Origin of the sequence: Paraburkholderia ginsengiterrae (assembly GCF_001645125.1) — a bacterium.
Taxonomy (GTDB): Bacteria; Pseudomonadota; Gammaproteobacteria; order Burkholderiales; family Burkholderiaceae; genus Paraburkholderia; species Paraburkholderia ginsengiterrae.
Genome location: NZ_LXKA01000358.1, coordinates 1 through 25,729, shown reverse-complemented (window position 1 = coordinate 25,729; position 25,729 = coordinate 1). Strand labels below are relative to the sequence as shown.

Here is a 25,729-nt window from a genome sequence, read left to right as displayed (position 1 = left end):
CCTCGGACTTCCTTCAGACTCGCAGTCGCCCGCGAAACCCTTGCCTCTGGCTAACACTTCCCCTTGCCGGGTGTGTAGAGGACTTTCACCTCCGAGTGAGTGCGCCCTGCCGGGCGCACGAAAAAAAACCCGCGCACGCGGCGCGGATTTTGGTCATGCAGCCGGAAGCGCGAAAGCGCCCCGATCGAACCCGGTCAGGCCGACGGCGGCACGTAACCTTGCGCCGTATCCGCGCCTTCGCCGAAGAAGAACTTTTCGGTCTGCTTCATCAGATATTGACGCGCGCGCGGATCGGCCATGTTCAGGCGGTTTTCGTTGATCAGCATGGTTTGCTGCTTCAGCCAGGCCTGCCAGGCTTCCTTCGAAATGCTTTCGTAGATCCGTTTGCCGAGTTCGCCCGGCAGCGGCGGAAAATCGAGGCCTTCGGCTTCCTTGCCGAGCTTCGCGCATTGAACCATACGAGACATGCTGTGCTTCTCCTTTGTCGACCGGAGTTAGTGCTTTAGCACTTACTCCGGTCCCATAAAAATTAGTCGACCGGAGTGGTGGTGCTTCAGCACGCACTCCAGTCCCATAAAAATGATTACTGTATCAATGCCAATTAAAAGCTGCAGTCGCCTTTATATGGGGCCGCTCAGAGCTGTTTCATCAGCACGAGCGACTTGCGCTGCCAGTTATAAAGCCGGCGGCGGTCTTCCGGCAGATCGTCGACCGTGACCTTGACGAAGCCCCGCTTGAGGAACCAGTGTTCGGTACGCGTGGTGAGCACGAAAATGCGCGTCAGGCCGCGCGCCCGCGCGCGCTGCTCGATGCGCTTGAGCAGGCGCTCGCCGTCGCCGGTGCCCTGGGCCTCGGGCGCGACCGTCAGGCACGCCATTTCGCCGATGCGCTCCTGCGGGTACGGATACAGCGCCGCGCAGCCGAACAGCACGCCATCGTGCTCGATCACCGAGAAATGGTCGATGTCGCGTTCGATCTGATGGCGGCCGCGCCGCACCAGCGTGCCGTCCGATTCGAGCGGCTCGATCAGCGAGAGAATGCCGCCGACGTCGTCCGGCGTAGCTTCGCGCAGGCTTTCGAGGTTCTCGTACGAGATCATCGTGCCCACGCCGTCGTGCAGGAACAGTTCGAGCAGCAGGCCGCCGTCGAGCGCGTAAGGGATGATGTGCGCCCGCGCCACGCCGCCGCGGCAGGCGCGGATGGAGTGTTTCAGGTAGAAGCCCGCGTCGCCGGTGACTTCGCCGCTTTCATGCAGCTTGTAAGCGTCGTCGAGCGACAGTTCGCGGATCAGTTCCTCGCCTTCTTCGCCGGCTTCCATCAGACCCGGCGTCTCAGTCAGGAACACGATCTTGTCGGCGCGCAGCGCGATCGCCGCGGCGGAGGCCACGTCTTCCATGGACAGGTTGAACGCCTCGCCGGTGGGCGAGAAGCCGAGCGGCGAGAGCAGCACCAGCTTGCGGCTCGCGAGCGAGTGGCGGATCGAATCCGCGTCGATCTTGCGCACCACCCCGGTGTGCTGGAAATCGACGCCGTCCAGAATGCCGACCGGCCGCGCCGTCACAAAGTTGCCTGACACGACGCTGATGTGCGCGTGCGCCATCGGCGTATTCGGCAAGCCCTGACTGATCGCGGCCTCGATGTCCAGACGCACTTCGCCCGCCGCTTCTTTGGCGGATTCCAGCGCGCGCGCGTCGGTAATGCGCATGCCGTGCGAGAACTCGGACTCCACGCCGTGCAGGCTCATCTGCTCTTCGACCTGCGGCCGCGAGCCGTGCACCAGCACGATCTGGATGCCCATGGCCTGCAGCAGCGCGATGTCGGACACGAGCGCATTCAGGAGCCCCTGATGCACCACTTCGCCGCCGAAACCGACGACGAACGTCTTGTTCCGGAACGCGTGGATGTAAGGGGCGACTGAACGCATCCAGTCGACGAATTGCGCGTGCTGTGCGAGTTCTTCCGCCGCTTCGGCGGGGGCCGGAACGCTCGCGGGCGCGGGGACGAGGTCAGTTTGGGAATTCATGCCGGGGATTATAATGCGCCCCCATGTCGAATGTACCCAAAAGTCCCGCTGCGGCGAACGATATTCCGGCACCTTCCGCCGATCAGCCGAAGGCCGGCAACGCGCAGCGCCGCCCTGCGCAGGACGCGAACCGCAACACGCCCCAAACGGCGCCTGAGTCCCTGCGCGCAGCAGGTGACGCGCGTGTGTCCGCGCAGAAAAAAGATCGGCCGCAGGGCGCGCGCACCGAACGCACCGAACGCCGCGAGCCACGCCCGCCGCGTGCGGAGCGCGCGCAGCGTGTCGTCGAGCCGAATCCGATTCCGCCCATCACGTATCCCGAAGCGCTGCCGGTGTCCGGCCGCCGCGAGGAAATCGCACGCGCGATCGCGCAGAATCAGGTCGTGATCGTCTGCGGCGAAACCGGCTCCGGCAAGACGACCCAGTTGCCGAAAATCTGCCTCGAACTGGGGCGTGGCCTCGGCGCGGGCGGCTCGGGGCTGATCGGCCACACGCAGCCGCGCCGGATCGCCGCGTCGGCGACGGGCCGCCGCATCGCCGAAGAACTCGGCACGCCGTTTGGCGAAGTGGTCGGCTACAAGGTGCGCTTTACTGACAATCTGTCGCCGGGCGCATCGGTCAAGCTGATGACCGACGGTATCCTGCTCGCCGAAACGCAGACCGATCCGCTGCTGAAAGCGTATGACACGCTGATCATCGACGAGGCGCACGAGCGCAGCCTGAACATCGACTTTCTGCTCGGCTACCTGAAGGAAATTCTCGTCAAGCGTCCCGATCTGAAGCTGATCGTGACTTCGGCGACGATCGACGCGGACCGTTTCGCGCGCCACTTCGGCAGCGATGAGAAACCCGCGCCGGTGATCGAGGTGAGCGGGCGCCTGTATCCGGTCGAGGTGCGCTACCGGCCGGTCGAGGAAGACAGTCCGGCGGTGAAGGCGGCCCAGGGCACGGCGCAATCGCCCTCGCGTGGCGAGCGGCCGAAAACCCAGCGCGAAACCGACCGCGATCTGATGGAAGCGATCGTCGACGCCGTCGACGAACTGTGCCGCGAAGGTCCCGGCGACGTGCTGGTGTTTCTGCCCGGCGAGCGCGAAATTCGCGACGCCGCCGAGGCGCTGCGCAAGCACCATCCGCCGCACACGGAGATTCTGCCGCTGTTCGCGCGCCTTTCGGCCGCCGAACAGGAGCGCGTGTTCCGTACCTCGAACGCGCGCCGCATCGTGCTCGCGACCAACGTCGCGGAAACCTCGCTGACGGTGCCGGGCATTCGCTACGTGGTGGATACCGGTCTCGCGCGCGTCAAGCGCTACTCGTACCGCAACAAGGTCGAGCAGTTGCAGGTCGAGTCGATTTCGCAGGCCGCCGCGAATCAGCGGGCAGGGCGCTGCGGCCGGGTCGCGGACGGTGTGTGTATTCGTCTGTACGAAGAAAGCGACTTTCAGGGCCGCGTGCGCTTCACGGATCCGGAGATTCTGCGCTCGTCGCTGGCCTCGGTGATTCTGCGCATGAAGTCGCTGCATCTGACGGCGATCGAGACGTTTCCGTTCATCGAGCCGCCACCGGGCCGCGCGATTGCCGACGGCTATCAGCTGCTCAACGAGCTGGGCGCCGTCGACGACGACAACCAGCTCACGCCGCTCGGCCGCGAACTCGCGCGCCTGCCGCTCGATCCGCGGGTCGGCCGGATGATTCTGGCCGCGCGCGATCAGCAGTCGCTCAAGGAAGTGCTGATCATCGCGAGCGCCTTGTCCGTGCAGGACCCGCGCGACCGGCCGATCGAAGCGCAGGAGCAGGCCGACCAGGCGCATCGCCGGTTCGCCGACGAGCGCTCCGAATTCTTGCAGTGGCTGAAAATCTGGAACTGGTTCGAAGAAGCGATCGCGCACAAGAAGTCGAACAAGCAATTGCATGAGGAATGCCGCAAGAACTTCCTGTCGCAACTGCGTCTGCGCGAATGGCGCGACGTGCACTCGCAACTGCTGACGGTGGTGCGCGAGCACGGCTGGCGTCTGAACGATGCGGAAGCGACTTTCGAGCAGATCCACCTCGCGCTCCTGACCGGTTTGCTCGGCAATATCGGCCTCAAAGCCGACGACGAGCCGTACTACCTCGGCGCGCGCACCATCAAGTTCTATTTGTGGCCGGGTTCGGCGCTGGTGAAGAAGGCGGGCAAGTGGGTGATGGCCGCCGAACTGGTCGAGACGAGCCGTCTGTACGCGCGCTGCATCGCGAAAATCGAACCGGAGTGGATCGAGAAAATCGGCGCGCATTTGCTGAAGAAGTCGCTGTCCGAACCGCATTGGGAAAAGCGCGCGGCGCAGGTGTCTGCGTTCGAACGCGCGATGCTCTACGGTCTGCCGATCTATCACCGGCGGCGCGTGAGCTTCGGCAAACAGGACCCGGCGCGCGCGCGCGAGCTGTTCATTCGCGGCGCGCTGGTGGAGGGCGAGTTCGATACGAAGCTCGCGTTCTTCGCGCACAACCGCAAGCTGCTCGCCGATATCGAGCAGCTCGAACACAAGTCGCGCCGTCAGGACGTGCTGGTCGACGACGAACTGATTTTCGCCTTCTACGATCAGGCGCTGCCTAAGGGTATCTACACCGGCGCGTCGTTCGAACGCTGGTATCGCGACGAGGTGAAAAAGGGCGGTCAGGCGGAAGACAAACTGCGCCTGCTGTATCTGTCGCGCGACGATCTGATGCGGCACGAAGCGGCCGGCGTCACCACCGATCTGTTCCCGAAGCGCATGACGATGGCGGGTGTCGAGATGGCGCTCACTTATCACTTCGAGCCGGGTTCGCCGCGCGACGGCGTGACGCTCGCCGTGCCGCTGTACGCGCTGAATCAGGTCGACGCGCGCCGCTGCGAATGGCTCGTGCCTGGCATGCTGAAAGAGAAGACGCAGCTGTTGCTGAAGTCCTTGCCGCAGAAGCTCAGGCGCCATTGCGTGCCAATGCCGGAGTACGCGGCGAATTTCGTCGAACGGCATGGCGCGCCGCGCTTCGGGGCGGGCAGCCTGCTCGAGTCGCTGATTGCGGATATCCGCGAGCAGACCCAGGTCGCGATGAAGCAGTCGGACTTCAAGCTCGAGACCTTGCCGCCGCACCTGTTCATGAACTTCAAGATCGTCGACGAGCATGGACGCCAGCTCGCGATGGGCCGCAATCTGTCGCAACTGCGCGCCGAGCTTGGCGGCCAGGCGCAGCAGCATTTTCAGAAGATTGCGTCGAGTGCGGCCGGCGCGGCGTTGGCCGACGCGGGCGGCGGCGGTGTCGCGACGCCATTGCAAGCCTCCGGCACTGCGCAGCGCGGCAAGGGCGCTGCCGCGTTCGGCCCGCGGACCGCGCCGCAAGATGGGGCACAGGGCGGCACACAAGGCACCGCGCTGTACGAAAAGCTGACGACGTGGAATTTCGGCAAGCTCCCCGAACTGCTCGAGATTCGCCGCGGCGGCCAGACTCTGTTCGGTTATCCCGCGTTGGTGGATCGCGGCACGCATTGCGATGTCGAGGTGTTCGATTCGCCGGACGAGGCCGCACGGATTCATCGCGCGGGATTGCGTCGGCTGTTCGCGTTGCAGTTGAAGGAACCGATCAAGTATCTGGAGAAGAACCTGCCGGGTCTGCGCGAAATGGCGATGCAGTTTATGCCGCGCGGCACGCAGGAAGAGTTGCGCGACCAGCTGATCGATACCGCGCTCGATCGCGCCTGTTTGCAGGACCCGCTGCCCGACGACGAGGTCAGTTTCCACACGCGCCGGGACGAGGGCCGCAGCCGCCTGACCTTGCTGGCGCAGGAAATTGCGCGCCTCGTCGGACAGATTCTCAGCGAATACGCGACGGTGTCGAAGAAGCTCCTGCAGGCGAAGCCGTTCGCGGCCGCGCATGCGGATATGCAGAACCAGTTCGACGCACTGATCGGCAAACGCTTCGTGGTCGATACGCCGTACACGCAACTGGCGCATTTTCCGCGCTACCTGAAAGGGATCGCGCTGCGCATCGACAAGCTCAAGGCTGACCCCGCGCGCGACGCGCGGCAGTTCGCCGAGTATCAGCCGCTCCTGCAGAACTATCAGCGCGCGGTGGCGCAACGCGGCGGCGTGCTGGATCCGCGTTTGTCGGAGTTCCGCTGGCTGCTCGAAGAGTTGCGCATCTCGCTGTTCGCGCAGGAGTTGCGCACGCCGATGCCGGTGTCCGTGAAGCGCCTCTACAAAGTGTGGGAATCGATGCAGCGGTGAGGGCGGCACGCAGCGGGCACCGTGCGCGTCTGCTGTGTGGAGACGGCTGCGGTGCTACGCAAAAAAAAGCGCGCGACGCCATGCCTTTTGAGCACGACGTCACGCGCAAAGGGCGCGGGCTTCTTTTTGGACCCGCGCTGGGTCGCACACACTGCGCTGATACCCGGGCCAGCGCGGCGACTGGCGTTGGCCCGATTCTTCTGAACGTGCCGCTTACCAGTGCATGCCGGCACCGACCGACGCGCCGAACTGGCCGCGCGAATCCGTGGTGCCTTGCACCTTGTAGACCCACTTGCCCGTATCCGAGAGCTGCGACACGCCGATAGCCAGCGCCGACTGGCCGCCGTACGTGCCGCCGGCCATCGAGACCATGCCGTGGCCGGGCAGGACCGCCTGCGGCAAACCGGCCATGGCGATCGCTGAGGCGGCGCCGCCGTAGCCATCGCGGCGGGCCGAACGGATCTGGTCGTCGGTATAGCTGTTGGCCTGGCTGACTGCGCCGCTCACGCTTTGCTGCAGCTGATTGACGTTGACCGCGTCGGTGCCTTGCACGCCGGCAGCGACGTTGGTGATCTGGCGTTCGCCGCCCGCTACACCGACCGATACCGTGTTTGCCCGGTTCGCGACCGAGCCCTGGCCCAACGCGACCGAGTTGTCTGCTCTCGCGTTCGCTGCCGCGCCGAGCGCGGTAGCGTTGTTGCCGCCTGCAAGCGAATTCGCGCCGATGGCGACCGCGTTGGCGCCGGTGGCCTGCGTGTTGGCGCCCGCTGCGACTGAGTGCGTGCCGGAGGACAGCGCGCCTTCGGTATCGCGGTTGCCTTCCGCGCTGAAGAACGGATTCGCCACGTTGACTACCGCGTTGTTGACGGCGCCCGCGATGGCCGAGTTCATCTGGCCGAGGTTGACCGCATCGGATGCATCCACGCCGTCGGCGACGTTGTGGATGACAGTGCCGCCGCTCGCCGCATCGCCGCCGAGCGTGATGCTGTTCTTGTTGACGCTGCCGTCGGCGTTCTGGTCGTACATCACCGCACCGTTGAGCTTCGCGGCAGTGGCGGCGCTCTGGTCGCTGACCGCTTTCAGCTGGGCGACGTTGACGGCGTCGGTGTCGGCCGTGCCGGCCGCGACGTTGGTGATCTGGCGTTCGCTGCCGGCGGCGCCGACGGAGACCGTGCCGGCGCGGTTGGCGATCGAGCCTTGGCCGAGCGCGACGGAGTTGGCGGCGGCTGCGTTTGATTGGTTGCCGAGTGCCATTGATCCGTCTCCCGCGGCTTTCGCCTGGTTGCCGAGCGCGATTGAGTTGGAACCCACTGCGCTTGCCTGATAGCCAAGTGCGGCGGAGGTGACCCCCACCGCGTTCGCCTGATAGCCGAGCGCAATCGAGCCATCGCCCGCGGCGCTGGCGAGGCCGCCGACCGCCGTGCTGAAATCGCCCCTGGCCTGCGAGCCAGTACCGGTGGCCACGCTGGCTTGCCCCGAGGCGAGCGCCGAGCTGCCGATGGCAACCGCGCCGGTGCCGGCGGCCGCTGCGTCGTCGGTGCCGTCATTCAGGCCATTTGCTTTGAAATAGCGTGCGGCGTTGGCACTGGCCGCCTGCAACTGGCTCAGGTTGACCGCATCCGTCGCCTGAGTGCCGGCTGCGACGTTGGTGATCTGGCGCTCGTTGCCGGCGGAGCCGACTGAGACCGTACCGGCACGGTCGGCGACCGAGCCTTGGCCAAGTGCGACAGAGTTGACGGCCGCGGCGCTCGCCTGATTGCCGAGTGCCGTTGAGCCGTCTCTCGCGGCGCTGGCCTGGTAGCCGAGCGCGACGGAGTTCGAACCCACGGCGCTTGCCTGATAGCCGAGTGCGGCGGAGTTGACCCCCACCGCGTTCGCTTGATGGCCGAGCGCAACCGAGCCATCGCCCGCAGCGCTGGCGAGGCCGCCGACCGCCGTGCTGAAATCGCCCTTGGCTTGTGAACTCGTGCCGGTGGCCACGCTGGCTTGACCCGAGGCGAGTGCCGAACTGCCGATGGCTACCGCGTTGGTGCCGGTGGCCGCTGCGTCGTCGGTGCCGTCATTCAGGCCGTTCGCCTTGAAATAGCGCATGGCGTCGGCGTTGGCCGCTTGCAACTGGCTCAGATTGACTGCATCCGTCGCCTGAGTGCCAGCCGCAACGTTGGTGATCTGGCGCTCGTTGCCGGCGGAACCGACCGAGACCGTGCCGGCGCGTTTGGCGATCGAGCCTTGGCCGAGCGCGACGGAGTTGGCGGCTGCAGCGTTTGCCTGGTAGCCGAGTGCAGTTGATCCGTCGCCCACTGCGCTCGCCTGGTTACCGAGTGCGACGGCATTGGCGCCCACGGCGTTCGCCTGATAGCCGAGCGCAATTGACCCATCACCCCCGGCGGTGGCGAGCCCCCCGACTGCCGTGCTGAAGTCGCCTTTGGCTCGTGAGCCCGTGCCGGTGGCCACGCTGGCTTGCCCCGAGGCGAGTGCCGAGCTGCCAATGGCAATCGAGTTGGTGCCGGTGGCCGTTGCGTCGTCGGTGCCGTCATTCAGGCCATTTGCCTTGAAATAGCGTGTGGCGTCGGCACTGGCCGCCTGCAATTGGGACAGATTGACTGCGTCCGTTGCCTGAGTGCCGGCGGCGACATTGCTGATCTGGCGTTCGTTGCCGGCGGACCCTACTGAGATGGTTCCCGCACGGTCGGCGATCGAACCCTGGCCCAGTGCGACGGAGTTGTCCGCACTCGCTGCGCTGAGGTAACCGAGCGCGACACTGCCGGCGCCCACGGCACCAGCGCCCGCACCCGCCGCCAGCCCGTGCGTGCCGCTCGCCACGGCGTCGTCGGAACCATCGGCGATACCATCGGCTTTGAAGTAATGCATCGTGCCGCTCCGGGCAATCGCATTGACTTTGCCGTCGACCGCACCCAACTGGCTGACGTTGACGGCATCGGTCGGCGCCGCGCCTGCCGCGACGTTCGTCACGCGGCGTTCGTTGCCCGCCGAGCCGACGGAGACTTCGGCAGCGGCGGTGGGCGCCGCGATCGCGGTCGCACCCTGACCGACGGGGGTGAAGGCCGGTTGAGTCAGGTCCGCTGTCGTGGTCGAATTCGCGCCCAAGGCGACGCTATTCAGGGATGTGGCGGCGGCGTTGTGACCAATTGCCGTTGCACCGAGCGCCGAAGCTGTCGCTCCCGCGCCGAAGGCGTTGGCGTAGACGTCGGTTGCCTGGGCGGCGAGGCCGAACGCGATCGCACCCGCGCCGCCGGCGCCGACCGTGGCCTGGTGGCCGATCGCAATGCCGTAGTCGGCCACTGCCGAGGCTAACGTGCCGCCGGCGAAGGCGGAATAGCCGTTGGTTTGCGCACCGTAGCCCAGTGCGGTGGACGCGAGGCCTGAGGCTTGCGTCATGGCGCCGATCGCGACGGAGGTGGCGCTCATGGCACCCGCCTGCGTGCCGAGGGCGATCGAGTTGTCGCCCAGCGCATCGGCCGATGTGCCTGCCGCAAGCGAGTTATCGCCCTGCGCGGTCGCCTGAAGGCCGGCCGCCATCGAGTGCGTGCCTGCCGCATTTGCCCCGATCCCCGCCGCCAGCGAGCCGGGGCCCGTGGCCAAAGCATCGGTGTCCGTGACCGGCGAATTCGGGCTTGCCGCGAAGTACACCGTCGCGTGTGCCGCCGAGGCGCCGCTTGCCAAGGCCGCGAGAAGCAGCACGGCTTGCGCGATCGCTTTCCTGTTAGCCGCCGTTCGTTTCTGCGTGGGTACTGCCGTCTCCGATGGCCTCAATCCCGGTACAGTCGATTCACGCCACATTAATGAGTCGTTGCTATTCATCGTTTTAGAAGCTCCGTGATATTGCGTAAATGGACGGTGCGTGAGTGGAGTATTCGGATTTGGCTTCATCGTCCTGATTTGTCACGCGCGAGATAAACGGTGGGGTAATCCGGATTTCATGTGCCAGATTACTGATTTATTCTTTTTGCGCGTCCGAAACACCTGCATCACACGCGCGTCCGAAGGGGGGATTACATGCGGGCGATGGAGAGGCAGGATTGTCCTGTCTGGCCGGTCAGTGGAGGTATCAGCAAAATCTTAATTAAAGAGGTGCGAGTTGTTTTTGCTTAATTTCTGACAGCGTGTTGTTTGAATTTATAAATTTAATCTTGAGTGTTCTGATTTATTCTTATAAATATCTCTTTGAATTGGAGTATTCTTGAATTTTTGAAATTTAAATAAGATCAACGCTTTTCCTGCTCGATAGCATTTGCTTTCACGCGATAAAAACCACCGTCATAGGCCGCACGAGGGGCTTCGCCTTGCGCCGTCGCGGATCATCGTGCCCCGGATTTCTCATGCGTCGCGCACTGCGTTACGTCAACCGCTCGTCATGGCAAACGTTCTACAATGACGGTCGTTCTCCGATGTGAGTTTTCATGCGTAAATTTTTTCTTTCCGGCTTGACGGCCACGTTCGCCACAGGCGCGGCTCTGATCGCTGCGGCAGGCTTTTTTTCTCCGGCGGCGCACGCCAGCAACGTGATCGTGCTCAACTCCGGCGAAGCCACGCTGAGCCTGATTGACGAGGCCACCCACCAGGTCGTCGGCACGGTGCCGACGGGCAAGGAACCCCACCACCTGATGGTCACGCCGGACAACTCATCGCTGATCGTCGCGAATTCGGTGTCCAACAATCTGATGTTCGTCGATCCAAAGTCCGGCCAGGTGCAGCGCTGGGTCGAGAATATTGAAGATCCGTATCAGATCGGTTTTTCGCCGGACCGCAAGTGGCTCGTCACCACCGGCCTGCGTCTGGACCGTCTCGACATTTATCATTACGACGACCAGAAGAACCAGATGACGCTGGCTTCGCGTCTGCCGCTCGCCGTCATGCCGAGCCACATGGCGTTCACGACCGACAGCAAGACGGTGTTCGTGACGCTGCAGGTCTCGGGCGAACTGGCCGCGATCGATCTGGCTACGCAAACGGTCAAGTGGAAGATGAAAGTCGGCAAGGTGCCGGCGGGCCTGTGGATGACGCCGGGCGAGAAATACCTGCTGGTCGGCATGACCGGCGCGGATTACGTCGCGGTGGTCGACTGGCGCAACCAGAAGATCGTCAAGACGATTCACACCGGCAACGGCGCGCACAATTTCCGCTCACTCGCCGACGGCAAGCACGTCGCGGTGTCGAACCGCGTGGCGAGCACGATCAGCATCATCGACGAGGACACGCTGACCAATGTCGGCGACATCACGGGGTTGTTGCCGGGACCCGACGACATGGAACTTTCTGCGGACAAACGCTATCTCTGGGTAACGTTCCGCTTCGCGAAGCATGTCGGCATCATCGACCTGACTACGCGTAAGCTGATCCAGACGATTGCCGTCGGCCGCTCGCCGCACGGTATCTATTTCTTGAATCGCGCGCCGGTCACGGCGCCGAACGGCGCCTGATGCGAGGACCCATGCCGCACCGAGGCGAGCCGTAACGGATGAAGTAACCAGGTCAGCCCCATGTTCCATCTGATTTTTTCTTCCATCGACGGCTTCGTCTCCGCCGTGCAGACGTTGCTGTACGTCGACGTGGTGCAGCCGCTGCTGTTCCGCTTCAATTTGATGGACTACGACGAAGACACTTACGACAGCCTGTACTGGGTGATCGTGGGCGTCTTCGAGGTGCTGGCCATGTACGCGATCCTGCGTCCGCTCGAAGCGCTGCGGCCGGTGGAGCAGTGGGAGAACCGCAAGGCGGTGCGCGTCGACGTGATTTACACGTGGATCGCCAAGCTCGGCATTCTCAACCTGTTCTTCTTTTTCGCGCTGCAGCCGTTCTTCGACAACGTACAAGCATGGCTGCGGCTGTACAACATCTCGAATATCGATTTCGACAATCTGTGGCCCGGCGTCACCACGCAGCCGCTCGTCACGTTCGTGATGTACCTGCTGGTGCTCGATTTCGCCGGCTACTGGTATCACCGCTGGGAACACCGGATCGGCTTGTGGTGGGAGTTGCACGCGGTGCATCACAGCCAGCAGCAGATGTCGCTGTGGTCCGACGATCGCAACCATCTGCTCGACGATCTGCTGCAAGCCTCGTTCTTCGCGCTGATCGCGCTGGTGATCGGCGTTCCGCCGTCGCAGTTCGTCGTGCTGGTCGCCATCACCAATCTCGCGCAGAGCGTGCAGCATGCGAACGTCCGCCTGTACTTCGGCTGGCTCGGCGAGCGTCTGCTGGTCAGCCCGACATTCCATCGCCGTCACCATGCGATCGGCTACGGGCACGAAGGGCTGAAATACGGCTGCAACTTCGGCGTACTGTTTCCCTGGCGGGACATGCTGTTTCGCAGCGTGTCGTGGAGCCGCGAGATGGAGCCGACCGGCATTCGGGATCAACTCGAAGGCCGGGATTACGGCAACGGGTTCTGGGCGCAGCACTGGCTCGCCTTTGTGCGCATCGCCGGGCGCCTCGCGCCGAAGCGCCGCACCGAAGGCAACGACGCCGCCGCAGTCTGAGCGCGCTTTCTCTCACGCCGCCGGTTTTCCCGGCGTCGCGTCGCGTGGTTTATCCTGTCCACGTTGGCGCACGTCTCTTTATTCCTTCTTCCATCGTTTCGTTCACCGGCACTGGCTCGCATGAATGATCTGTTGCGCTCGTTCGGACGCGCGCTCACCAGCGCGCTCCACCCGCGCATGCTCTGGCTGACCTTCATGCCGTTTCTCGCGGCAACGGTCGGCTGGGGCGTGATCCTATGGTTTTCCTGGCAGACGCTGATCGGTGCGACCCGCGCCTGGCTCGAAAGCTGGTCGTTCACCACCACGCTTTATCATCTGTTCGACTGGCTTGGTTTTTCGGCGCTGCACACGGCGATCGCGCCGTTTATCGTGATCGCGATGGCGATCCCGCTGATCGTCGTGACGGTGTTGCTGCTAATCGCTTCGCTGTCGATGCCGGCGGTCATCCGCTTTCTCTCCGCGCGGCAATTCGCGAGTCTGGAAATGCGCCGCGGCGGAACGTGGTACGGTAGCCTCGCTCAGGCACTGTGGACCACGCTGGTGTGTCTGGTGCTGCTGATCGTCACCTTGCCGCTTTGGCTCGTGCCGCCGTTCTTCGCGCTGATTCCGCCGCTGCTGTGGGGCTGGCTGACGTATCGCGTGATGAGTTACGACGCGCTGGCGCTGCATGCCACGCGTGACGAGCGGCGCGCGCTGGTGCGGCGGTTTCGCTTGCCGTTGCTGCTGATCGGCATCGCGAGCGGCTTGCTGGGTTCGCTGCCTACGCTGCTGTGGGCGACGTCGGTCTGGCTGATCGTGCTGTTCCCGGTGATTACCGCCGTGACGATCTGGATCTATGCGTTCATCCTTGTGTTCTCGGCGCTGTGGTTCGGCTACTACTGTCTGCGCGCACTGCAGCGCATGCGCGCGGAAGAGCATGGCGGTGCGCGGCACACGGCGCCGGTTCCCTACTGATATCTGACTAAGCGAAAGAGGCGGCAATGGCATTTGGCGTCATCATCATCGGCGATGAAATCCTCTCGGGCAGGCGTATCGACAAGCACTTGCCGAAGGTCATCGAATTGCTGGGCGCGCGCGGGCTGTCGCTCGGCTGGGCGGAGTACATCGGCGACGACCCGGAGCGCATCACGGCGACGCTGCGGCGTACCTTCGCGTCGGGCGACATCGTGTTCTCCACGGGCGGTATCGGCGCCACGCCGGACGATCACACGCGCCAATGCGCGGCGGCCGCGCTGGGCGTGCCGCTCGAACTGCATCCGGAGGCCGCGAAGCTGATTCAGGAGCGCATCCGCGACATGTACCCGGCCAGCGCGGCCACGCCACTGGATCTGCAGTCGCCGGAGAACCTGCATCGGCTGAATATGGGCACGTATCCGCAGGGCGCGGCGATCGTCCCGAACGGCTATAACAAGATTCCGGGTTTTTCGATCAAACAGCACTATTTCGTGCCGGGCTTCCCGGTGATGGCCTGGCCGATGATCGAGTGGGTGCTGGATACGCAGTACGCCCATCTGCATCACGCCACGCCGCACGCGGAAAAATCACTGCTGGTGTTCGAACTGCCGGAGTCACGCATCACGCCGCTGATGGAAAAAATCGAGCACGATTTTCCGGGTGTGCGGGTCTTCAGTCTGCCGAGTGTCGGCGACGCGGAACGCGGAGGCGTGTATGCGCGTCACCATATCGACCTGGGTGTGAAGGGGGAGCCGGAAGCGGTGGCGGCGGCATTCGTCCGGCTGCGCGAAGGGGTGCACCTGCTGGGCGGCGATATCGTCGAGCCCGATGTCACCGCCGCGGCGGCCGCGGCAGCCGCGGTGTCGAAACCGCGGACCTGATTTTCGGATCTGATTTTCGGACCTGGTTCTCGGACCTGACCCGCGCCGCACATGTCCGGCCGCGCCCGCGCACAGCGGCGCCGTCATTCACCGCGCGGATAGCCGATTCCGGGCGCGGCATCGACAGATCATCGGCTTGTCATATTCCGCGCCGAGGATCAGTCAAACCGCGCGGCAGACCGCGCGCCGTTCTCACGCACCGAGCCACGGCAACCCGCGAAAACACCAGCCCGACACCGTCTTCCGATGCCCCTGGCCGTCCTTGTCGCCTTCGAAGCCTTCCAGCAGGTCGTACGCTTTGGTGAAGCCGGCCTGGGTGGCGGCAATCGCCGCGAGCTTCGAACGCGCGGCGCTGCGGCACAGGAACAGTACGGGCGTATCGGGCGTGGCGACCTGGCTCAACTGGTGAAGGAATTCCTGATTCGGCACCGCGCCGGGATAACGCGTCCACTCCACGTGTGCATATTGGCCGTCGCCGATCACCGGCCGGCCGACCCAGTCGAGTTCCGCCCGGGTCCGCACGTCGACGAGCCGCGTGCGCGGATCGAGTTGCAGCAGTTCGAACGCTTCGGCGGGCGAGATGGCGCCCGCGTACGGCAACTGGTTTTCGGTGCGGCGCTTGTCCGCGAGTGCGTACAACTGTTCAAGCGTACTCATGAGCGCAAATCTCCTTCGGACCAAATGAACATTCTCGCGCGCGGCGCACGCGGCGCATTCCCTGTGCGGCCGCGGCACGAGCCGCGCTCTGTTTTGGTGCGAATCGTCGATAATGCACCAAAATGGAAATATCATCCGTTGCCGGTTGGTCGAATGCACGCAGTTGGTGCATGGTTCGGCGTGAAGATTTCGGGGCTGCATGCCGTTCGGTGCATTCATTCCCCGCAAACGCGCGCGCAGTATGGTTTTGCGCCGAGGTAGCGCATGCATGGCACAGAAGCTGCTTTACTGTTGCCGATCGATTGGTCCATGCAGTTTTTTATGTTCGTCCTCAACGATTGAGGGTGGACGTGCCGGGACGGGTCAGCTAGATTGGGCGGCGGCTGAATCCGCCGAATTCGTTAATCAGGAGATAGGTTATGAGTAAATCCGTGGCCGACGTCGTACAACTCGTCAAAGACGAAGACGTCAAGTTTGTCGACTTCCGCTTCACCGACACGCGCGGCAAAGAGCAACACGTTTCGGTGCCGGTGTCGGCATTCGATGAAGACAAGTTCGAAAGCGGCCATGCGTTTGACGGTTCGTCGATTGCCGGCTGGAAGGGCATCGAAGCATCGGACATGTTGCTGGTCCCGGACGCGAACACGGCCTTCATCGATCCGTTCTACGAAGAGTCGACGCTCGTGCTGACCTGCGACGTCGTCGAACCGGCGGACGGCAAGGGCTATGAGCGCGACCCGCGCTCGCTGGCAAAGCGCGCTGAAGCCTACCTGAAGAGCACGGGCCTCGGCGACACCGCTTTCTTCGGTCCGGAACCGGAATTCTTCATTTTCGACTCGGTCCAGTGGAACACGGATCAGTCGGGCTGCTTCATCAAGATCGGTTCGGAAGAAGCACCGTGGTCGTCGGCGAAGGAATTCGAAGGCGGCAACACCGGCCACCGTCCGGGCACGAAGGGCGGCTACTTCCCGGTCGCTCCGGTCGACACGTTCCAGGACATCCGCTCGGAAATGTGTCTGCTGCTCGAACAGATCGGCATTCCGGTTGAAGTGCACCACCACGAAGTGGCGGGCCAGGGCCAGAACGAAATCGGCACGAAATTCTCGACGCTGGTGCAACGCGCCGACTGGCTGCAGCAGATGAAGTACATCATCCACAACGTCGCGCACACGTACGGCAAGACGGCAACGTTCATGCCGAAGCCGGTGGTGGGCGACAACGGTTCGGGCATGCACGTTCACCAGTCGATCTGGAAGGACGGTACCAACCTGTTCGCAGGCAATGGCTACGCAGGCCTGTCGGAATTCGCGCTGTTCTACATCGGCGGCATCATCAAGCATGCTCGCGCGCTGAACGCGATCACGAACCCGGGTACGAACTCGTACAAGCGTCTCGTGCCGCACTTCGAAGCACCGGTCAAGCTGGCTTACTCGGCTCGCAACCGTTCGGCATCGATCCGTATTCCGCACGTGTCGAACCCGAAGGGTCGCCGTATCGAAACGCGTTTCCCGGATCCGCTGGCGAATCCGTACCTGTGCTTCTCCGCGCTGATGATGGCGGGTCTGGACGGCGTGCAGAACAAGATTCACCCGGGCGAAGCCGCTGACAAGAACCTGTACGACCTGCCGCCGGAAGAGGATGCAAAGATCCCGACCGTGTGTGCCGGCCTCGACCAGGCGCTGGACGCGCTGGACGCGGATCGCGAATTCCTGACGCGCGGTGGCGTGTTCACGGACTCGATGCTCGACGCGTACATCGAACTGAAGACGGGCGAGCTGCAACGCTATCGTCAGTCGGTGCACCCGATCGAATTCGAAATGTACTACTCGCTGTAAGCGGCCATGGCGCTTCGTCCTTCACCCGGCGAAGCGCTTTGCCCGACGCTCGCGATCGGTCAGAAAGGGACGGCGGCGCCGTCCCTTTTTCGTTAGACCCGAAAGAGTGCGTCAGCAACGTTTGCGGCGTGCGGGCCTTGAGCAACACAACAAGCGGTGCACCTGATTTATCACCATCTCCTATCGGCCAGACTGCAAGATGGTTCTTAAGAATCTGATCAAGGCAAGGAAAGGGCACGAGCAGTCGCTATCCGACGACGCTCAGCTCGTGAGTTCCGGTTTATTGCCGGGCTTCGAGGCGCTGCCGACGGTCGTGCTGGTGCTCGAAAAGCGCACGCTGCGCGTCGCGTTTGCGAATCCGTCGGCGGAGTCCATGCTGGAGCTGTCGCGCCGCCAATTGACCCAGATGGCGTGGCAGGACATCTTTTCGAACGGTGAAGAGCTGGTGGCGACCATCACCGCGATTGCCGCCCACCGTTTTCACGCGACCCATCTGGACGCCGTGCTGGAGCGTCCCGGCCACGAACCGCTGCACGTGCATGCGATCGTCGGCTTTCTGGAAAGCGCGCAAGACTATGTGCTGCTCGAACTGTTCGAGAACGAGCGCCACTTGCGCACCGACCGCGAGGAGCGCATCAACGACCTCACGGCGGTCAACAAGCAACTGATCCGCAATCTCGCGCACGAGATCAAGAATCCGCTCGGCGGCATTCGCGGCGCGGCGCAACTGCTCGAGTTCGAACTCGGCGAGCGCCAGCGCGATGAGTTGCGCGAGTACACGCAGGTCATCATCAAGGAATCGGACCGGCTGCAAACGCTGGTCGACCGGTTGCTCGAGCCGCACCGTCATCCGCATATCGTCGGCGACGTGAATATTCACGAAGTGTGCGAGCGCGTGCGCCAGGTGATTCTCGCGGAGTTTCCACGCGGCCTGACCATCGAGCGCGATTACGACGTGAGCGTGCCGGATCTGCGCGGCGACAAGGAGCAACTGATCCAGGCGCTGCTGAACATCGTGCGCAATGCGGCCGAAGCGTTGCGCGAACGTATTTCGCAAGGCGACGCGCGCATTGAATTGCGCACTCGCATTGCGCGCAAGATTACCGTGTCGAAACGTTTATGTAAGCTGGCACTGGACTTGCATATCATCGACAACGGCCCCGGTATTCCGGAAGAAATCCGTGACCGCATTTTCTATCCGCTGGTGTCGGGGCGCGAAGACGGCAGCGGTCTCGGTTTGACGCTCGCACAGACTTTCGTGCAACAGCACGAAGGTCTGATCGAAGTGGAAAGCCGCCCGGGCCATACCGAGTTTCAGATTCTGCTGCCGCTCGACTGCTAACACTCGACTGCTTATACCCCGTGTATCTCAAGACTTCTGACCGACCTATATGAAGCCGATCTGGATAGTAGACGACGATCAATCGATTCGCTGGGTGCTTGAAAAAGCACTGGCCCGCGAAAACTTCGCGACCCGCAGCTTCGCGAACGTGCGCGAGGCGTCGGCGGCGCTCGACCATGACAGCCCGCAGGTGCTGGTGTCCGACATCAGGATGCCAGGAGGCTCCGGCCTCGAACTGCTGCAAACCGTGCGCGACAAGGTGCCGGGCTTGCCCGTCATCATCATGACTGCGTTTTCGGATCTGGATAGCGCCGTCGCCGCATTCCAGGGCGGGGCGTTCGAATACCTCGCCAAACCGTTCGACGTCGACAAGGCGGTCGAGCTGATCCGCCGCGCGGTGGACGAAAGCATGCGCGGCGAACAGACGTGGGACGAGCGTGTAACCGAAGCACCGGAAATGCTCGGCCAGGCGCCGGCGATGCAGGACATGTTTCGCGCGATCGGCCGCTTGTCCCATTCCGCGGCAACCGTGCTCATTACCGGCGAATCAGGCACCGGAAAGGAACTGGTCGCGCGTGCGTTGCACCGGCATAGCCCACGCGCGAACGGTCCCTTCATCGCGTTGAACACGGCCGCGATTCCGAAGGATCTGTTGGAGTCCGAACTGTTTGGCCATGAGCGCGGCGCCTTCACGGGGGCGCAGGCCATGCGTCAGGGCCGGTTCGAGCAGGCCGAGAACGGCACGCTGTTTCTCGACGAAATCGGCGACATGCCGTTCGATTTGCAGACGCGCCTGTTGCGCGTGCTGTCGGACGGGCAGTTCTATCGGGTCGGCGGCCACAATCCGTTGCGCGCCAATGTGCGCGTGATCGCGGCGACGCACCAGAATCTCGAATCGCGCGTGCGCCAGGGCCTGTTCCGCGAAGACCTGTATCACCGCCTCAACGTGATCCGCTTGCGGCTGCCGGCCTTGCGCGAGCGCAGCGAAGACATTCCGCTGCTCACGCGCCACTTCCTGCAAAAGAGCGCGCGCGATCTCGGCGTTGAACCCAAGCGCGTGTCCGACGAGGCGCTGGCTTATCTTGCGTCGCTGCCGTTTCCGGGCAACGTGCGGCAACTGGAGAATCTCGCCAACTGGCTCACGGTGATGGCGCCCGCGCAGACCATCGAGATCAAGGACTTGCCGCCCGATCTCGGTCCCACGCACGCCGGCGTGACCGATGCCGCCGGTGGTGGCGGTTCGATCGGCACGGGCGAGGCGGGTGTCGCGCCGCTCAACGGCATGAGCGTCCCGGCACATCCCGCAGCGGCGGGCGGCATGCCGGTCGCCGCCGCGGTGGCCGCATGGGAAGGCGGCCTGCGCACCGAAGTCGCACGGATGCTGCGCGAGAACGCGGCGGACGTCATGGACGAACTCGCACGCCGCTTCGAGGCGGCGGTGATTCGCGAAGCGCTGGACTTCACGCGCGGACGTAAGGTCGAAGCGGCTGAGCGTCTCGGCATTGGCCGCAATACGATTACGCGCAAGATTCAGGAACTCAATCTCGAGCCCTGATTGGCGCGTTGCGGGGCGGGGCGGCGTGCCAGCCGCCCCTGCCGTTGGTTTGCTGATTGACTGATTAAGCGGCCCTCAGGCTTCCACAAGGCATAATCGACGCTGTTTTTATTCGACAGTTCACGATGCCTGCTTCTTCCACGTCTCCCGCTTCCTTTTCCTGGCCGCTTTCCCCCGATCCGTTCCTGTCGCTCGAAGTGCTCGACGACCCCGGCGCGCTCGCGTGGGTCGAACGGCAGAATGCCCGCACGCGCGCGGCGTGGTGCAGCGGTGTCGACTTCGAGTCGCTCAGGCAACGCCTCGCCGATGCGTATCTGCCGCGCGAGCGTCCGGTCATTCCCGACCGCTGGAAAGACTGGGCCTACGATCTGTGGCAGGACGAGCGCAATCCCAAGGGCATCTGGCGGCGTACGCCGTGGGCGGCGTGGCGCGGCGGCCAGCCTGACTGGCAGAACCTGCTCGATTTCGACGCGCTCGGCGCGGCCGAAGGCACGCCGTGGGTGTGCGTCGAGCTCGATATTCTGTATCCCGATGGCGACCGCGCGCTGATCACGCTGTCGCCGGGCGGCTCCGATGCATTGGTGGTGCGCGAGTTCGACATCGACACGCAACGCTTCGTGGGCGACGGCTTCGCGATTGAGAAAGCCGGCAAGCACACGGCGTCGTGGATCGACCGGGATACGCTTTACGTCGGCTGGGATAACGGCCGCAAGACGTTGACGCGCTCCGGCTATCCGCGCGAAGTGCGGCGCTGGGCGCGGGGCACTGCGCTGGCCGACGCGCCCGTCGTGTTCAAAGGTGCCTTCGCGGACATCGGCGTGGAAGCGCACTACGATCCGGTCGAACAGCGGCATACGGTGGCGAGCAGCGTCGACTTCTTCGATTCGCAAACCTATTACCTCGAAGGAGCACAGGGCGCTCATGGTGCCGTCGACGCGTGGCGCCGCTACGATCTTCCCGCGCACGTCGCGGTGGGCGGCTGGCAAGGCTGGCTGTTGCTCGAACCGCGCCTCGATTGGGTCTGCAACGGCGTGAGCTTTCCTGGCGGCGCGCTGCTGGCGATCCGCGAAGAGGCGTTCCTGCGCGGTGAGCGCGACGTGCTGCCGTTGTTCACGCCGACGCCTCGAACTTCGGCCTGCGAGTGGACGCATACGCGCAATCAGCTGATCGTGTCGTACCTGGAAGACGTGCAGAACCGGACTGTCTTGTGGACGCCAGTGCAAGCCGCCGATCAGACGTGGCATTGGCAGCAGCGGCTGTTCCCGTCGCGCGACGACGCGCAAGCCGATGTGTCGCCCGTCGAGTCGACGCTCAACGACGAAGTATTCGTCGATACCGACGATTATCTGCAGCCGCCCGCGTACTGGCTGGCGGACCTCGCGCGCGACGACTTGAGCGAGTGGGAATTGCTCGACCGCTGGCCGACCCAGTTCGACGCGACGCGCTTCGCCATCACGCATGGGCATGCCGTTTCCGCGGACGGCACACCGGTGCCGTACACCGTGATTGGACCGCATGCGGCTCAACCGCCCGCGCAGGAACCGCCGTATTCACAGGCGCGCCCCTGCCTGCTGAGCGGCTACGGCGGCTTTGCGATTCCTTTGCTGCCGAGCTACCTGACCGGGCAGGGCATCGGCTGGCTGGAGCGCGGGGGCGTCTACGTGGTCGCGCATATTCGCGGTGGTGGCGAGTTCGGCACGCGCTGGCATACGGCGGCGCAAGGCGAGCATCGCCAGCGAGCGTTCGACGATTTCATCGCGGTGGCCGAGGCGGTCGTTCAAACGGGCGTGACGAGCGCCGCGCAACTGGGCATTCAGGGCGGCAGCAACGGAGGGTTGCTGGTGGCGGCGTGCATGGTGCAGCGGCCAGAGTTGTTCGGCGCGGTGGTGTGCGAGGTGCCCTTGCTCGACATGAGCCGCTATCACCTGCTGCACGCGGGCGCATCATGGATCGACGAATACGGCGATCCGGACGACCCCGACGAGGCGCGCGTATTGGCCGCTTACTCGCCGTATCACCGCGTATCGGCGGACGTGGCGTATCCACCGGTGCTGTTCACCACGTCGACGGCCGACGATCGCGTGCATCCCGGACACGCGCGCAAGATGGCCGCGCGCATGCAGGCGCTGGGCGCACAGAAGGTCTGGTACCGGGAGAATACAGAAGGCGGGCACGGCGGCTCCGATGAACTGGAGCAGGCCGAGCACGACGCGATGGTGTTCGAGTTCTTGTGGCGCACGTTGAGTGGATGTACATCAACGCGGACCTGATGTGTCGGAACAGGCTCAGCCGAGTTGCGCGACCACCGGTGCGTGGTCCGACGGCTGTTCCCATTTGCGCGGCACTTTGTCGACTTCGCAGGACGAGCAGACTTCGGCGAGCGCCTTCGACAGCAGAATGTGGTCGATGCGCAGCCCCGCATTGCGGCGGAACGCCATCATGCGGTAGTCCCACCACGAGTAGATCTTCTCCGGCTGCTCGAACAGACGGAATGCATCGGCGAGGCCGAGGTCGATCAGCCGGACGAACGCGGCGCGCTCTTCAGGCGACACCAGGTTCTGGCCTTCCCATGCTTTCGGATCGTGCACGTCGCGATCGTCGGGGGCGATGTTGTAGTCGCCGAGCAGGGCGAGCTTCGGATGTAGCGCCATCTCGCTCGCGATCCAGTCGTGCAGCGCGGCGAGCCAGCTCAGCTTGTACGCGAACTTGTCCGTGCCCGGCGCCTGGCCGTTCGGGAAATAGGCGGAAATGATGCGCACGCCTTCGACGGTCGCGGCGATCACACGTTGCTGCGGATCTTCAAAGCCCGGAATGTTGCGCACGACGCTGCTTTCGTCGACGGAGAGGCCTTCGCGCACCAGAATGCCGACGCCGTTGTAGGTCTTCTGGCCGGCGAACCAGCTGCGGTAGCCTTTCTCCTCGAGTTCGGCGCGCGGGAATTTGTCGTCAGTCAGCTTCAGTTCCTGGAGGCACAGCACGTCGGTGCTGCTGATTGCCAGGAAGGTGCGATTCTTTCATGTGCCGGCAATCCCCGTGGCACTGCCCATCGTAGCCTGGATCGATCGCCTAATTACGATTGGCGCCGCAGATCTCGATATCTTTTTCAGCTTGCCGAAATCTCAGCGACTGTATCGAGTCATGCTCCGTCAAACGATGCACTCATGTCCATCGTCGCAAACAAGCGGCTGGGGAAAAGACATTCCGCAACAGAGCGGCAACGGCATTGCATTTATCGAATCCAGAACCGCGTGCGTCTTTTGCAAATATTTGCATTCGCACGTTTGACACAGGTTAGAATTTTTCCCCTATTTTATTGTTCGGATACTTAATTTCAATGATAAATATAAGACGAAATATAATTTTTAGATTTCTGGCTTTGCTGCTTCCGCTGGGCTATGGCTTTTTCTTTGCCACATCTCTCGCGGCAAAACCGCTTGCAGAGTGGAATATCGATTCATCAATAAAAACAGGCACGTACTACATCATCTCCAAGCAAACGCTGAAGGCGATGTCTGCCGTGCCAATGAACAGTAATAATTTTTCAATAAGGCAGTTGCCTGTATCGCAGAGTGATGCGTCACAGAAATGGATCTTGTCGAAAAACGGCGATGCCTTTACGATAAAATCACTAAAATATAATAAATCTGTTTCGATAAATGGCGATTTATTGAGCCTGAGTAAGGTGGGAGATGTATGGAAAGTCAAGTCTTGGCAGGATGCCTATCTGATCGAGAAATATAATGGTGGCGTGAGCTTCAATCTGTTCGAGAGCAACCGGGCGGATGGCGCGCCCATCGGTGTGTATTCGGTTGAAACCGGTGAGAATGCCCAATGGCTGCTTGTTCCAGTTGACTCCGTTGCTTCTTCGTCGGAATCGGAACAGCCGCGCGAACAATCACACATCGACGCGGAAAACAGGGTTTATTCCATCGCGCCGCTTCCGGCGGCGAGCGGGGAAGCGATTAGGGCCGGCAACAGGAAACTGGCGGACTTTCAACCGTCCGGGCTGTTTGTCCGGACCGGAGAGACGGTCAAAATCGAATTGAATGCACCCAAGGACATGTGTGTGTTCATCGGTCCTCTTTGGCAGTCGTTCAGTGGCGGACGCACCGACAATATTGTTTGTCTGTCGGCGAGCCGGGGGGGCGGCACATTCACATCGCCATCCGACGGTATGATGTATTTTCGGTACGTATCTTACGCATTCGAGAAAACGCCGGGCAACGCCGTTGTGAAAGTGCTGGCGGGTGGTCAACGGGTTCCTCTGTACATTGCTGGACAGACGACCTCGGCGCAGTGGGACAACATGCTGAAGTCGGAACGAAGCGCACCCTTCGTGGAGTTGGTCAGCGACAGAACGATGATTACCGTCAAGCGCGGTCTCTACAATCGTTCGGGGCAGGTCGACCCGTCCAGTATTCTTTCGCTTACAGACCGAATCCGTGGCCTCGAAGATGATATCTCCGGGCTGTCGCCGAGCAAGGCGCCTGTGGACAGGCCTTCTCCGCTACGCATTCATTATCTGCAAGACGATTTTTCCACCCAGCGTGAAGTTGAAGGCGTCTACATGTATGCGACGGATTACATGGTAGGGATGCCTGACGATTCCGCGCTGGACATTCTGGAGCCGGCGAAACTGCGGTCGGCCTGGTCAATCTGGCACGAGACGGGGCACGTGTACCAACAGGATGACTGGACGCCGTCCTTCCTGGTAGAGACCACCGTCAACATCTATTCCCTCTACGTTCAGTCGCAAATGGGCTATCCTTCGCGGCTCGACGAGCCCGGCGAGGATGGGCCGAGTTCCCGACAGGTCGCGGCGCGCTATCTCAAGCAAGCGAATCGTGACTTCAGCAACGAAAACACGTTCGTGCCCGGACATAGCGCTGTCTGGGCGAGGCTGGTGATGTTCGAGCGGCTGAGGACGGTCCTCGGGAACGATTTCTATCGGAACCTGCACGCTTACTACCGGCACAACCCACTGGATGACAAGGACTCGACGGACGACGGCAAAATGAACGTATTCGCATATCGTTCCAGCCTGGTTTCCGGATTCAACCTGACGGAGTTCTTCAATCGCTGGGGCGTGCGACTCACCTCGCAAACCACGAGCAAGATCAGGTCGCTGAACCTGCCGCAACCTTCTTCCAAAATTCTGGACGTAATCTGAAGTTCAGATGGAGTGGAGCTCTGGTCATCGGTCTGGCAGGGCGCGCTCGATGACTTTCGTTGCGACGTACACGCCGTGCGAGACGTCGCGGTGGCGGCGAAATCGGCACGCGCTGCCATACGGCCGCGCAACGCGAGCATCGCCAGCGCGCGTTCGACGATTTCATCGCGGTGGCCGAGGCGCTTATCCAGACGGGCGTGACGAGCGCCGCGCAACTGGGCATTCAAGGCGCCAGCACTGGCGGGTTGTTGGTGGCGGCCTGCATGGTGCAGCGGCCCGAGTTGTTCGGAGCGATGGTGTTCGAGTTCTTGTGGCGCACGTTGAGTGGATCGGCATCAACGCGGGCCTGACGTGTCGGAACAGGCTCAGCCGAGTTGCGCGACCACCGGTGCGTGGTCCGACGGCTGTTCCCATTTGCGCGGCACTTTGTCGACTTCGCAGGACGAACAGACTTCGGCGAGCGCCTTCGACAGCAGAATGTGGTCGATGCGCAGCCCCGCATTGCGGCGGAACGCCATCATGCGGTAGTCCCACCACGAGTAGATCTTCTCCGGCTGCTCGAACAGACGGAATG

General features: G+C 63.0%; 15 protein-coding genes and 2 pseudogenes. 11 read left to right on the top strand and 6 right to left on the bottom strand.

The genetic code is table 11. The annotated features are described in order from the left end of the window. Positions 1–194 precede the first annotated feature (194 nt). On the bottom strand, positions 195–467 hold the full coding sequence (locus A6V37_RS32525; protein WP_075643598.1) for an oxidative damage protection protein: 273 nt from the start codon (positions 465–467) through the stop codon (positions 195–197). Between the two features lie 167 nt (positions 468–634). After that, positions 635–2,023 (bottom strand): amino-acid N-acetyltransferase, encoded by a 1,389-nt coding sequence (gene argA / locus A6V37_RS32520; RefSeq protein ID WP_064268932.1) that lies wholly within the window; start codon positions 2,021–2,023, stop codon positions 635–637. A gap of 23 nt (positions 2,024–2,046) precedes the next feature. Here argA and hrpA point away from each other — a divergent pair, with 23 nt between their 5' ends. Beyond that, complete coding sequence (gene hrpA, locus A6V37_RS32515; protein WP_064286742.1) at positions 2,047–6,261, top strand: ATP-dependent RNA helicase HrpA; 4,215 nt, start codon at positions 2,047–2,049, stop codon at positions 6,259–6,261. A gap of 213 nt (positions 6,262–6,474) precedes the next feature. Here the strand turns inward: hrpA and A6V37_RS32510 are convergent, their stop codons facing one another. After that, positions 6,475–10,083, bottom strand: a complete 3,609-nt coding sequence (locus A6V37_RS32510) for a YadA-like family protein (protein ID WP_244174066.1) — start codon at positions 10,081–10,083, stop codon at positions 6,475–6,477. A gap of 599 nt (positions 10,084–10,682) precedes the next feature. Here A6V37_RS32510 and A6V37_RS32505 point away from each other — a divergent pair. The 4 genes from A6V37_RS32505 (at position 10,683) to A6V37_RS32490 (ending at position 14,596) form a co-directional block, all read left to right on the top strand. Beyond that, positions 10,683–11,702 carry a YVTN family beta-propeller repeat protein gene (locus A6V37_RS32505; RefSeq protein WP_064268934.1) on the top strand — a complete coding sequence of 340 codons (1,020 nt, stop codon included), beginning with the start codon at positions 10,683–10,685 and terminating at the stop codon, positions 11,700–11,702. Between the two features lie 60 nt (positions 11,703–11,762). Then, positions 11,763–12,761: a sterol desaturase family protein gene (locus A6V37_RS32500; RefSeq protein ID WP_064286741.1), complete on the top strand. Its 999-nt coding sequence runs from the start codon at positions 11,763–11,765 to the stop codon at positions 12,759–12,761. Positions 12,762–12,881: 120 nt separating this feature from the next. Next, a complete protein-coding gene (locus A6V37_RS32495) occupies positions 12,882–13,715 on the top strand; it encodes an EI24 domain-containing protein (protein WP_064268936.1) in 834 nt (277 codons plus the stop codon). A 26-nt stretch (positions 13,716–13,741) separates the two neighbouring features. Continuing rightward, the gene (locus A6V37_RS32490; RefSeq protein ID WP_064268937.1) at positions 13,742–14,596 is read left to right on the top strand and encodes a competence/damage-inducible protein A; all 855 of its coding nucleotides are present in this window, start codon (positions 13,742–13,744) and stop codon (positions 14,594–14,596) included. 192 nt (positions 14,597–14,788) lie between these two features. Here the strand turns inward: A6V37_RS32490 and A6V37_RS32485 are convergent, their stop codons facing one another. Next, positions 14,789–15,253, bottom strand: a complete 465-nt coding sequence (locus A6V37_RS32485) for a rhodanese-like domain-containing protein (RefSeq protein WP_064268938.1) — start codon at positions 15,251–15,253, stop codon at positions 14,789–14,791. Positions 15,254–15,672: 419 nt separating this feature from the next. On the opposite strand from A6V37_RS32485, the gene glnA reads away from it, so the two are divergent. The 4 genes from glnA to A6V37_RS32460 all read left to right on the top strand — a co-directional run bounded on the left by glnA (position 15,673) and on the right by A6V37_RS32460 (position 22,255). Next, a complete protein-coding gene (gene glnA / locus A6V37_RS32475) occupies positions 15,673–17,088 on the top strand; it encodes a type I glutamate--ammonia ligase (protein WP_064268939.1) in 1,416 nt (471 codons plus the stop codon). A gap of 199 nt (positions 17,089–17,287) precedes the next feature. Next, the gene (gene glnL, locus A6V37_RS32470; protein WP_064268940.1) at positions 17,288–18,430 is read left to right on the top strand and encodes a nitrogen regulation protein NR(II); all 1,143 of its coding nucleotides are present in this window, start codon (positions 17,288–17,290) and stop codon (positions 18,428–18,430) included. Positions 18,431–18,479: 49 nt separating this feature from the next. Continuing rightward, positions 18,480–19,985: a nitrogen regulation protein NR(I) gene (gene ntrC, locus A6V37_RS32465; RefSeq protein WP_064268941.1), complete on the top strand. Its 1,506-nt coding sequence runs from the start codon at positions 18,480–18,482 to the stop codon at positions 19,983–19,985. A 125-nt stretch (positions 19,986–20,110) separates the two neighbouring features. Continuing rightward, positions 20,111–22,255, top strand: coding sequence for a prolyl oligopeptidase family serine peptidase (locus A6V37_RS32460; protein WP_064268942.1), 2,145 nt, complete (start codon positions 20,111–20,113; stop codon positions 22,253–22,255). Between the two features lie 15 nt (positions 22,256–22,270). Here A6V37_RS32460 and xth read toward each other — a convergent pair. Then, positions 22,271–22,987: pseudogene (gene xth, locus A6V37_RS32455) on the bottom strand (exodeoxyribonuclease III); the annotation flags it as partial. 374 nt (positions 22,988–23,361) lie between these two features. Between xth and A6V37_RS32445 the strand changes: the two are divergent. After that, complete coding sequence (locus tag A6V37_RS32445) at positions 23,362–25,155, top strand: M60 family metallopeptidase (RefSeq protein WP_165614453.1); 1,794 nt, start codon at positions 23,362–23,364, stop codon at positions 25,153–25,155. A 77-nt stretch (positions 25,156–25,232) separates the two neighbouring features. Continuing rightward, positions 25,233–25,460, top strand: a pseudogene (locus A6V37_RS32440) (prolyl oligopeptidase family serine peptidase); the annotation flags it as partial. A gap of 60 nt (positions 25,461–25,520) precedes the next feature. On the opposite strand, the gene A6V37_RS32435 reads toward A6V37_RS32440, so the two are convergent. Further along, on the bottom strand, positions 25,521–25,729 hold a 209-nt coding region (locus A6V37_RS32435), incomplete at its 5' end, for an endonuclease/exonuclease/phosphatase family protein (protein ID WP_341845767.1).

Excerpts from the sequence above, each read along its gene's own strand:
- A6V37_RS32510 (WP_244174066.1), bottom strand. The coding sequence starts at position 10,083 with ATGAATAGCAACGACTCATTAATGTGGCGTGAATCGACTGTACCGGGA.
- hrpA (WP_064286742.1), top strand. The coding sequence starts at position 2,047 with ATGTCGAATGTACCCAAAAGTCCCGCTGCGGCGAACGATATTCCGGCA.
- A6V37_RS32460 (WP_064268942.1), top strand. The coding sequence starts at position 20,111 with ATGCCTGCTTCTTCCACGTCTCCCGCTTCCTTTTCCTGGCCGCTTTCC.
- argA (WP_064268932.1), bottom strand. The coding sequence starts at position 2,023 with ATGAATTCCCAAACTGACCTCGTCCCCGCGCCCGCGAGCGTTCCGGCC.
- A6V37_RS32500 (WP_064286741.1), top strand. The coding sequence starts at position 11,763 with ATGTTCCATCTGATTTTTTCTTCCATCGACGGCTTCGTCTCCGCCGTG.
- A6V37_RS32495 (WP_064268936.1), top strand. The coding sequence starts at position 12,882 with ATGAATGATCTGTTGCGCTCGTTCGGACGCGCGCTCACCAGCGCGCTC.
- glnL (WP_064268940.1), top strand. The coding sequence starts at position 17,288 with ATGGTTCTTAAGAATCTGATCAAGGCAAGGAAAGGGCACGAGCAGTCG.
- A6V37_RS32525 (WP_075643598.1), bottom strand. The coding sequence starts at position 467 with ATGTCTCGTATGGTTCAATGCGCGAAGCTCGGCAAGGAAGCCGAAGGC.
- A6V37_RS32485 (WP_064268938.1), bottom strand. The coding sequence starts at position 15,253 with ATGAGTACGCTTGAACAGTTGTACGCACTCGCGGACAAGCGCCGCACC.
- ntrC (WP_064268941.1), top strand. The coding sequence starts at position 18,480 with ATGAAGCCGATCTGGATAGTAGACGACGATCAATCGATTCGCTGGGTG.
- A6V37_RS32505 (WP_064268934.1), top strand. The coding sequence starts at position 10,683 with ATGCGTAAATTTTTTCTTTCCGGCTTGACGGCCACGTTCGCCACAGGC.
- glnA (WP_064268939.1), top strand. The coding sequence starts at position 15,673 with ATGAGTAAATCCGTGGCCGACGTCGTACAACTCGTCAAAGACGAAGAC.
- A6V37_RS32490 (WP_064268937.1), top strand. The coding sequence starts at position 13,742 with ATGGCATTTGGCGTCATCATCATCGGCGATGAAATCCTCTCGGGCAGG.